The organism is Pseudolactococcus plantarum, from assembly GCF_002441715.1.
Taxonomy (GTDB): domain Bacteria; phylum Bacillota; class Bacilli; order Lactobacillales; family Streptococcaceae; genus Pseudolactococcus; species Pseudolactococcus plantarum.
Genome location: NZ_JXJX01000029.1, coordinates 1 through 1,303 on the forward strand (window position 1 = coordinate 1; position 1,303 = coordinate 1,303).

The 1,303-nt window shown below is 35.3% G+C and carries 1 protein-coding gene and 1 pseudogene; both read left to right on the forward strand.

The genetic code is table 11. The features are described from left to right. Positions 1-194: pseudogene (locus tag RU87_RS09435) on the forward strand (hypothetical protein); the annotation flags it as partial. 237 nt (positions 195-431) lie between these two features. Continuing rightward, positions 432-1,064 carry a FusB/FusC family EF-G-binding protein gene (locus RU87_RS09440; RefSeq protein WP_068164979.1) on the forward strand — a complete coding sequence of 211 codons (633 nt, stop codon included), beginning with the start codon at positions 432-434 and terminating at the stop codon, positions 1,062-1,064. The last annotated feature ends 239 nt before the right edge of the window (positions 1,065-1,303 follow it).

Here is a 1,303-nt window from a genome sequence, read left to right on the forward strand (position 1 = left end):
ATAATTTGATTGAACAAGACCATCGTCCAATAAAGAGACGCAATAAATTCTATCGAAGTTTACGCACTGCCTCTACCACGATTAAAGGCATGGAAGCCATCCGAGGATTATATAAGAAAACCCGAAAAGAAGGCACTCTCTTCGGGTTTTCGGTCTGTACTGAAATCAAGGTATTATTGGGAATCCCAGCTTAAATCATAGATACCGTAAGGGATTTTATTCTTTATTTAAAACTTTGCAACAGAACCANCTTGAGCCCATGTTAGCTGCGACCGTGAGCCCATTGCCAATCGCATTTAGTAAAAGTGAGAGGACAAAATAGTAGAGTACCTCAAAAATCGTGGGTTTGCGCAGCCCATCTTTGTGTTTTGATCATAGATATATTATACTATATTTACTAATGTTTTAATAATGATTAAGGAAAATTAAATATGTATCCCTACCAATATTTCAGTTTGTTCAAAACAGTTGACGATTTAATCAACGTCTATCAGAGTATCAACGATAAATCAACGGTTGCAGCGATTAAGGCACAGGCTTTAGCTAAGTTTGATATCATTTTACCAGAAAAATTTGATGACTTTGATACTTTTTTAAAGGTGATATTTGATGAAAAATTAACGAAAGCTAGTGCTAAGACTTATTTTGAAGTGCATTTAAAACCGTTAGTTAGCCCTTTCAAAGTCCCGTCAAACAAAGCAGTGGAGAAAGTTTTTCGCAAGGTTAAAAAAATCCAAATTCCCAATTGGTCAAGCTTAGACCTACGAGAAAATACCTATGTCGCATGGCATGATCCAGGTCAGGGACGTAAATTCATCTTATTTTACGATGAACATGATAAACTTCAAGGCACTTTCGGTGAATTTGGTAGCAATGCTATCAAAGGCTTATGTGCCATTTGTCAAGAAATGACAACCATCAGTCTATTTTTAGCAACGACTAAATCGAGTGGTGATGGCACTTATACCAAAAAAGGGAATTATATCTGCCTAGATTCAGATGCATGTAATCAGCATCTCTATGATTTAAGTTCTTTTCATGGTTTTTTAAATGCCCTGAAATAATTCTTAAAGAGTTTTTGTCAAAAATTATGTTAAAATACTAGTATGAATGCTTTTTAGAAACAATCTTGTCCGTGGTCCGAACACATTTTAGTACAGTTGTGTTCTTTACTAATGTCCTCCTTTCATTAAGGGCACCTCTAATAACTACCAATTAATTCACCTCTAAATGAAATTAAAAAAAACACAGAAAACTAATCATAGTCTACTGTGTCTACTCTAGAGGCATCTGGGACCACTTG

Coding starts and splice junctions, on each gene's coding strand:
- RU87_RS09440 (WP_068164979.1), top strand. CDS start 432: ATGTATCCCTACCAATATTTCAGTTTGTTCAAAACAGTTGACGATTTA.